The organism is Pseudofrankia coriaricola, from assembly GCF_032027725.1.
Taxonomy (GTDB): Bacteria; Actinomycetota; Actinomycetes; order Frankiales; family Frankiaceae; genus Pseudofrankia.
Window position 1 is genome coordinate 21,712 of the sequence record NZ_JASNFO010000133.1, and the last position, 7,614, is coordinate 29,325.

Sequence of the window (7,614 nt, forward strand, 5' to 3'; positions counted from 1 at the left end):
TGTCGGAGGTGGACCTCCTCGCCTCATCGCCGCATCCGGGGAAGATCGCACGGTAGAACGCTGAGGTCATATGATGGGTGCGAGGTGGTCCGTCCTCCTGGTGGACGAGATGCACGAGTGGTTCGTGCGGCTCGCGTGGTCCGACCCCGTGTCGGCCGATCTGGTTGCCGCCGCGATCAATCAACTCGAGGCGGACGGGCCGACCTGGGCCGCCCGTTTGTGGACCGGATCGGCGGATCGAAGATTCACAACCTGAAGGAGTTGCGCCCGGCGTCGAGCGGCCACACCGAGGTGCGCATCCTGTTCGTCTTCGACTACGCCCGGCGCGCGGTGTTGCTTGTAGGCGGCGACAAGGCCGGCATGTGGAACCGCTGGTACGACCTGAACATCCCGGTGGCGGAGGAGCGGTACCGGCGCTGGTGCGATGGCGAGTACGACACGGAAAGGAAGTGGCGGACATGGCGAAGGAGTGGGCGGAGGTCCGGTCCGAACTGGTCGCGTCCGGGCTCCTCGACGAGGCCAGGATTGCCGCGTTCCAGGCCAACATGCGAGCTGAGGCGCGTGCGCACCGCCTAGCGGAGATCCGGCAGGCATACGGGCTCGACCAGAGCACGCTGGCCGAGCGGCTCGGGATCTCGCAGTCCCGGATCTCTCGCATCGAACGGGGCGATCTCGATCACTCGGAGATCGCGACGATCCGCAGCTACCTGGCAGCCCTCGGCGGTGAGGTCGAGATCATCGCCAAGTTCGGCGACGAGCGCATCACGATCGGGTAGAAGGTCGACTGCGATGGAAACCGGGGGCTCGGAACAAACCGAGGAATTGGACGACGCTGGACGGCGTGCCGAGGTGCGGGTGCGACAGGCACTGATGGACCGTGTACTCGACGACGCACTCTCCCGTCATGCGGAGGCGCTACGCCGTCTCGGGGAGGGCGACGACGAGCGGCCGGCATGTCCGCGCACATTCGTGGCTACGGGTCCGGTGCAGGCGAGGTGGGCGGACGAGCTACATATCGACGCTGACCGTTTCTTCGGTGATCTGGACGCCGTTGTCGACCCTGATGTCGTGAGCGAGTGAGCACGCCCGCATCGGTGATCGTCGTCGCGAGTCGTGGGTGGGACGACTCACAGGAGTCATGAGACGGAGTCGGGATGGTTGCTCGGGTGGGTTGGCAGGATGGCCGCGTGAGGACGTGGGCGTGGGTGCCCCCGATGGTTGCTGTCTGTTATTGAGTGGAATGAGGTGCGGCGGGATGGCTGACCGGGCGAGTGCGGAGGAGCTGCTGGCGCTGGCCCTGGACGTCGCCGCTGAGGCGGGGGACCTGCTGGTGCGGGGGCGGGCGGGGACCGTGGCGGCGGAGTCGACGAAGTCGTCGCCGACGGATGTCGTGACGGCGCTGGACCGGGCCTCCGAGGAACTGGTCGCCAGGCGGCTGCGCGAGGCGCGGCCCGGGGACGGGATCCTCGGCGAGGAGGGCTCGGACGCGGCCGGGACCAGCGGGGTGCGCTGGATCGTCGACCCGATCGACGGGACCGTCAACTTCCTCTACAACCTGCCGAACTGGGCCGTCTCCATCGGCGTCGAGGTGGACGGTGAGGTCGTCGCCGGGGTTGTGCACGCGCCGGCGCTGGGCCGGACCTACACGGCGCTGCGTGGCGGGGGAGCGGCGCAGGGCGGGCAACCGCTGCGCGTCTCGGGAGTGACGAGCCTCGAGATGGCGCTCGTCGCCACCGGTTTCGGCTACACGGTCCAGCGGCGCACGGCGCAGGTCGCCGTGCTGACCAGGGTGGCGCCTCGGGTGCGCGACATCCGCCGGATGGGCGCCGCCTCGCTGGACCTGTGCGCCGTCGCGGCCGGCACGCTCGACGCCTACTACGAGCGCGGCCTGAAGCCTTGGGACCACGCCGCGGGCGGCCTGATCGCCACGGAGGCCGGAGCCATTGCCGGCGGCCTGGATGGCGCGCCCGGCGGCGAGGACCTCTACCTCGCCGCCCCACCGGCGATCTTCACCGCGCTGGCCGCCCTGCTCGCCGAAGACCCCCGCGCCGACCGCGACTAGGCCCGGCCTACCAGGTCGAGGACGATTGCCAAGGCAGGTGAAATTGGGGTCGGCACGCCGGACCTGAACCCAGTTTCACCTGCCTTGACGCGGGCAGGCGCCGGCCTCGGATAACCGTTTGGCGATCACCCATAGGATGGAAGGGTGGTGTCAACAGACGATGCCCAGGGCACGGCGGCGGCCTCGATCGAGGCGGCGCAGCCGGCGACCCGGGCGATTCCAGCGAAGCCGAGTCTCGACGGGGTCGAGGAGCGTTGGTCCGCGGTATGGCAGGACCAGCAGACGTACCGGTTCGACCGCACGGTCGAGCGCGCGCGCGTCTACTCGATCGACACTCCGCCGCCGACCGTAAGCGGCTCGCTGCACGTCGGCCACGTCTTCTCCTACACGCACACCGACCTGATCGCCCGTTACCAGCGGATGCGCGGCTTTGAGGTCTTCTACCCGATGGGGTTCGACGACAACGGCCTGCCGACCGAGCGGCGGGTGCAGAACTACTTCGGCGTGCGCTGCGACCCGTCCGTCCAGTACGACCCGGAGTTCACCCCGCCGGCCAAGCCGGGCAAGGAGCAGATCCCGATCAGCCGGCGTAACTTCGTCGAGCTGTGCGAGGAGCTGACTCTCGAGGACGAGAAGGGCTTCGAGGAGCTCTGGCGTCGCCTCGGCCTGTCTGTCGACTGGACGCAGACCTACGCGACGATCGACACCCGCTCGCGCGCCGTCGCCCAGCGGGCGTTCCTGCGCAACTACGCGCGCGGCAACGCCTACCTGGCCGAGGCGCCGACGCTGTGGGACGTCACGTTCCGCACCGCCGTGGCCCAGGCCGAGCTGGAGGACCGGGAGCGCCCCGGCGCGTACTACACGATCGGCTTCCCCCGGTCGTCCGGCGACGGCGAAGTGATCATCGAGACGACCAGGCCCGAGCTGCTGCCGGCCTGTGTCGCGCTGGTCGCGCACCCGGAAGACGAGCGTTACCAGCCGCTGTTCGGCAAGACCGTGCGCACGCCGCTGTTCGGCGTCGAGGTGCCGGTCGTCGCGCACCGGCTCGCGGCCCCGGACAAGGGCTCCGGCATCGCGATGATCTGTACGTTCGGTGACCTCACCGACGTGATCTGGTGGCGCGAGCTGAGCCTGCCCGCCCGCGCCGTCATCGGCCGCGACGGCCGGCTGCTGGCCGACCCGCCGGCCGCGATCGACAGCGACGCCGGCCGGGCGGCCTACGCGGAGCTCGCGAGCAAGACCGTGCACGCCGCCAAGACCAGGATCGTCGAGCTGCTCAGGGAGTCCGGCGCGCTGAAGGGCGAGCCGAGGTCGATCGAGCACCCGGTGAAGTTCTACGAGAAGGGTGACCGGCCGCTGGAGATCGTCTCCACCCGGCAGTGGTACCTGCGCAACGGTGGCCGCGACGAGGAGCTGCGCGCCGAGCTGCGCGCGCGCGGCGCCCAGCTCAACTGGCACCCGCCGCACATGCGGGTCCGCTACGAGAACTGGGTCGACGGCCTCAACGGCGACTGGCTGATCTCCCGGCAGCGCTTCTTCGGCGTGCCGTTCCCGGTCTGGTACGAGCTGGACGAGGACGGTGAGCCTCGCTATGAGTCGCCCATCCTCGCCGCCGAGGACAGCCTGCCTCTCGACCCGTCGACGGACGCCCCGCCCGGCTATACCGCCGCCCAGCGTGACGTGCCCGGTGGTTTCACCGGCGACCCCGACGTCATGGACACCTGGGCGACCTCGTCGCTGACGCCGCAGATCGCGGGCGGCTGGAGCTACGACGAGGACCTTTTCGCGCGGGTGTTCCCGATGGATCTGCGCCCGCAGGCCCACGAGATCATCCGGACCTGGCTGTTCTCGACCGTGGTGCGCAGCCACGAGGAGCACGGCGCGCTGCCCTGGTCGGACGCGGCGATCTCCGGCTGGATCCTGGACCCCGACCGCAAGAAGATGTCCAAGTCCAAGGGCAACGTCGTCACTCCGATGGGACTGCTCAAGGAACACGGCTCGGACGGGGTCCGCTACTGGGCGGCCTCCGGCCGGCCGGGGACGGACACGGCGTTCGACGTCGGCCAGATGAAGATCGGCCGCCGGCTGGCGATCAAGATTCTCAACGCGAGCCGGTTCGCGCTGGGCATCGTGGGCGGCGAGGGCGACACCGTGTTGCCGGCGGGCATCGCGACCGGGGACGCGGCCGACGAGGCGACGCTGGCCGCGGTGACCGAGCCGCTGGACCGGGCGCTGCTCGCGAGCCTCGCTGACGTCGTCGACCAGGCGACCGCCGCGTTCGACGGCTACGACTACGCCCGCGCGCTCGAGGTCACCGAGTCGTTCTTCTGGACGTTCTGCGACGACTACGTCGAGCTGGTGAAGGGCCGCGCCTACGGCGGCGCCGGGGAGACGGGCGCGGCCTCGGCGCGGGCGACGCTCGCGGTGGCGCTCTCGACGCTGCTGCGGCTGTTCGCGCCGTTCCTGCCGTTCGTCACCGAGGAGGTCTGGTCCTGGTGGCAGGCCGGCTCGGTGCACCGGGCGCGCTGGCCGGAGGCGCCCCAGCTGCGCAAGCTCGCCGAGGCGGCGCCGGCGCGCCAGCTCGAGGTCGTCGGGGTGGTCCTCTCCGCGGTGCGCCGCGCCAAGTCGGAGGCCAAGGTGTCGATGAAGGCCGAGGTCGCCTCGGCCAGGATCACCGCGGAGCCCGACGTGCTGGCCCTGCTGGAACCGGTCGGCGCCGACCTGCGCAACGCCGGCAGCATCGCCGACCTGACCCTCGCGGCGGGCACCAGCGAGATCACCGTCACCGTGGAGCTCGCCCCCAGGCCCGCGGCCGTCTGACCGATCGCTGGGGCTGGCCGGCTGGTGACGGGGGCGCTGCGCGCCCCCGTCACATCGCGGGCGGGTATCTCGTCCTCCTCTCGACGCAGAAGCACTGAGTTGCGGAGAGACGATGAAGATCTTCGATGCCGGAGCGGCCGAGGGCCGGGCCGCGGAGCTCGCGGCCGCGTTCGAGGCGGAACGCGGCTACCTGCGCGGCCTCGCCTACCGGATCCTCGGCTCGTTCGCCGACGCGGAGGACGTCGTCCAGGAGGCCTGGCTACGCCTGGCCCGCGCCGACGTCGAGCCCGACGACCTGCGGGCGTGGCTGACCGTCGTCGTCGGCCGGCTCTGCCTGGACGAGCTGCGCTCGGCGCGCGTCCGCCGGGAGTCGTACATCGGCCCGTGGCTGCCCGAGCCGCTGGCCGAGGTCGGCGGCCTCGACGCGGTCGCGGTGTACGCGGCCGGGACGGCGGGGGCCGTGGGGGCGGCGGCCCAGCGGGCGGCCGCCGCGTCGCTGCCTGACCCCGCGGCGGACCGGGTGACGCTCGCCGAGTCGGTGAGCATGGCGATGCTCGTCGTGATGGAGACTCTCACCCCGGCCGAACGGACCGCGCTCGTGCTGCACGACGTCTTCGGCTACGGGTTCGACGAGGTCGCTGAGATCACCGGCCGCACCCCCGCGGCCTCCCGCCAGCTCGCGAGCCGCGCCCGCCGCCACGTCCGCTCCCGCGGCGCCAGGTTCGACCCGGACCCGGCCCACGGCTGGCGGGTCGCGGAGGCCTTCCAGCGGGCGGCGGACGGTGGCGACCTGGCCGCCCTGGTCGAGCTGCTCGACCCGGACGTCGTGCTGCGATCCGACGGCGGCGGGGTGGCCCAGGCGGCGCGGCGGCCGATCGTCGGCGCGGAGAAGGTCGCGCGGTTCCTGCTGGGCATCCTCGCGAAGGTGGCGCGGGATCCGGCCGGCGCGCGGATGATCGTGCCCGCCGAGGTCAACGGCGGCCCCGGCTTCCTGGGCTATCTCGGCGGCGAGCTGACCGACGTGGTCGCCCTGACCACCGCGAACGGCCGCGTGCGGGCCATCGACCTGGTCGCCAACCCCGCCAAGCTGCACCACCTGCGCGGCACCTGAGCCCAGACGTTGCCTGAGCGGGCTAGTGCAGCTCCGCGTAAATCTTGCTGGCCTGGCTGGTGATCAGCCGATCCAGGCGGTGGGGTCGCCGGCGTAAAGCCCGCAGGCGCAGTTGAGGGCCTGTTCGGGCGTGCCGACGGACTCGCCACTCGGCAGGTAGGAGTCCTCGTAGGCGCCGCGGCTGTCGAGGTAGATCGCGAAGCCCCACTGGTCGGGCTGGCCGGTGTAGCGCAGCCGGCACAGCGGGTAGGGGGCCGCGTCGTCCGCCTCGTCGGCGAAGACGGCGTCGAGGTAGGCGAAGTCGCCGCGGTAGCGGATGGTCAGGTCGCGCAGCTGGGGCCAGCGGGCGGTGTGCTGGGTGCGCAGCCGGTGTTCCAGCACTACCCGGGCCATCTCGGGGATCTTCGCCACGTCCCTATCCTGCCCGCCTTGGCGTGTCGGACCCGCGCGCGGGTCTGCCCGGTTCTTCCCTGTCGTCCTGGAACTGTCCCTTCCAGGATGCGGTGGGTGCTCAGGTGGGCAGCTGGTCCGGCGGTCCGAGGGTGGTCCTCGGCGCCGCGCAGCGTCAACGGTTCAAGAAGCTCGCCGGGACGGTGAGTGCCCCGTTCGACCAGGTCAGACGGGCCCGGATCCTGCTGGACGCGGCCGACGGCCGGTGGGGGCCGGTCGCGCTCGGCCGCCGCCACGGCGTGCACGCGGACACGGTCCGCCGGCTGTGCGCCCGGTTCGCCACCGACGGCGAGGCCGCGCTCGTCGACCGGCCCCGCCCCGGCCGGCCGCGCCGCTACGGCCCGGACGCCCGGCTCGCGGTGCTGGCCGCCGTCACCGAGACCGCCCCACAGGCGGCGTCGCAGTGGTCGCACCGGCTGCTCGCCGAGCATCTCGCCCCCACGGTCGGGATGTCACCGGCGCAGATCGGCCGGGTCCTGGCCGATCTCGACCTCAAGCCGCACCGGGTCCGGGGCTGGCTCAACCGGCCCGCCGTCCCGGACTTCGCCGACCGCGCCGCCGCGGTCTGCGACCTCTACCTGCACCCGCCCGCGGACGGGGTCGTGATCAGCGTCGACGAGAAGACCGCGATCCACGCCCGCTCGCGGCGCCACCCGACCCGCCCGATCCGCCCCGGCTCCCCCGCCAGGCGCGAGTTCGAGTACGTCCGGCACGGCACCGTGTCGCTGGTCGCGGCGATGGACGTCGCCACCGGCGAGGTCCTCGGTGAGATCATCCCCGGGAAGAACAACTCGGCGAACTTCACCTGGTTCCTGACCAGGCTCGACGAGGCGATCGACCCGACACTGAAGATCTACCTGGTGATGGACAACGGGTCGAGCCACACCGCGCACGCGACCCGGCGGTGGCTCGCGGCCCACCCCCGGTTCGTCGTGACCTACACCCCGAAACACGCCAGCTGGCTGAACATGGTCGAGATCTTCTTCTCGACCCTCACCCGCCAGCTCCTGCGGCGCGGCGACTTCACCTCCCGCGACAACCTCGCCAACAAGATCCTCCACTTCATCGAGGTCCACGACCGCACCGCCAAGCCCTACCGCTGGACCTACACCGGCGAACCCCTCAAAGCCGCCTGACAACCCCAGCAAGACTTACGCGGGGCAGCACTAGT

At 71.6% G+C, this 7,614-nt stretch carries 9 protein-coding genes; 8 read left to right on the top strand and 1 reads right to left on the bottom strand.

Annotated elements, in window-relative coordinates; all coding sequences use genetic code 11:
- The first annotated feature begins 100 nt into the window (after positions 1–100).
- The 7 genes from QOZ89_RS43990 (at position 101) to sigJ (ending at position 5,993) form a co-directional block, all read left to right on the top strand.
- Positions 101–256 (top strand): hypothetical protein, encoded by a 156-nt coding sequence (locus tag QOZ89_RS43990; protein ID WP_312630164.1) that lies wholly within the window; start codon positions 101–103, stop codon positions 254–256.
- The gene (locus tag QOZ89_RS43995; protein ID WP_312630158.1) at positions 220–576 is read left to right on the top strand and encodes a type II toxin-antitoxin system RelE/ParE family toxin; all 357 of its coding nucleotides are present in this window, start codon (positions 220–222) and stop codon (positions 574–576) included. Before QOZ89_RS43990 ends, QOZ89_RS43995 begins: the two co-directional genes overlap by 37 nt.
- Positions 459–776, top strand: a complete 318-nt coding sequence (locus QOZ89_RS44000; protein WP_241842268.1) for an XRE family transcriptional regulator — start codon at positions 459–461, stop codon at positions 774–776. The genes QOZ89_RS43995 and QOZ89_RS44000 overlap by 118 nt, the downstream gene beginning before the upstream one ends.
- A gap of 13 nt (positions 777–789) precedes the next feature.
- Positions 790–1,080: a hypothetical protein gene (locus QOZ89_RS44005; protein ID WP_071052914.1), complete on the top strand. Its 291-nt coding sequence runs from the start codon at positions 790–792 to the stop codon at positions 1,078–1,080.
- Positions 1,081–1,255: 175 nt separating this feature from the next.
- Positions 1,256–2,062, top strand: a complete 807-nt coding sequence (locus tag QOZ89_RS44010; protein WP_071052913.1) for an inositol monophosphatase family protein — start codon at positions 1,256–1,258, stop codon at positions 2,060–2,062.
- 144 nt (positions 2,063–2,206) lie between these two features.
- Entirely contained in the window at positions 2,207–4,882 is a 2,676-nt protein-coding gene (gene valS / locus QOZ89_RS44015; RefSeq protein WP_071052912.1) for a valine--tRNA ligase, read from the top strand.
- 112 nt (positions 4,883–4,994) lie between these two features.
- A complete protein-coding gene (sigJ, locus tag QOZ89_RS44020; protein WP_312630161.1) occupies positions 4,995–5,993 on the top strand; it encodes an RNA polymerase sigma factor SigJ in 999 nt (332 codons plus the stop codon).
- A 63-nt stretch (positions 5,994–6,056) separates the two neighbouring features.
- Here sigJ and QOZ89_RS44025 read toward each other — a convergent pair whose 3' ends face one another.
- Positions 6,057–6,404, bottom strand: a complete 348-nt coding sequence (locus QOZ89_RS44025) for a hypothetical protein (RefSeq protein ID WP_071049086.1) — start codon at positions 6,402–6,404, stop codon at positions 6,057–6,059.
- Positions 6,405–6,508: 104 nt separating this feature from the next.
- Between QOZ89_RS44025 and QOZ89_RS44030 the strand changes: the two genes are divergently transcribed.
- The gene (locus QOZ89_RS44030; protein ID WP_241841751.1) at positions 6,509–7,579 is read left to right on the top strand and encodes an IS630 family transposase; all 1,071 of its coding nucleotides are present in this window, start codon (positions 6,509–6,511) and stop codon (positions 7,577–7,579) included.
- Positions 7,580–7,614: the final 35 nt, after the last annotated feature.